The organism is Photorhabdus caribbeanensis (assembly GCF_018448885.1).
Lineage (GTDB): Bacteria > Pseudomonadota > Gammaproteobacteria > Enterobacterales > Enterobacteriaceae > Photorhabdus > Photorhabdus caribbeanensis.
Genome location: NZ_RCWB01000161.1, coordinates 1 through 343, shown reverse-complemented (window position 1 = coordinate 343; position 343 = coordinate 1). Strand labels below are relative to the sequence as shown.

Sequence of the window (343 nt, the reverse complement as noted above, 5' to 3'; positions counted from 1 at the left end):
TCAGTATTGCCAATATTCCCACCACCATAGCCGGTGAACGCGACACACAAATCGCCACTCGCTGATCCGGCGCTACGCCCAGCGCAATCAGCTGATGGGCCAACCGGTTAGCACGGGCATTTAATTCGGCATAGCTGAGTGTTTGTTCTTCATGCACTAATGCTGTCGCATCCGGGGTTTGCTCTACCTGCTGTTCAAACAATTGATGAATACACCATGCATCAGGATACGCGGTTTCCGTCGCGTTCCAGGTTTCCAGCAACAACTTGCGCTCCGTCGGAGACAGAATATCCATTTCTCCAACCGGCTGTTGAGAGTTAGTCACCATCGCTTGCAGCACCGC

At 52.8% G+C, this 343-nt stretch carries 1 protein-coding gene; it reads right to left on the bottom strand.

Translation table 11 applies throughout. The annotated features are described in order from the left end of the window. On the bottom strand, positions 1 to 343 hold a 343-nt coding region (locus tag EAE90_RS23470; protein ID WP_214055476.1), incomplete at both ends, for an AMP-binding protein.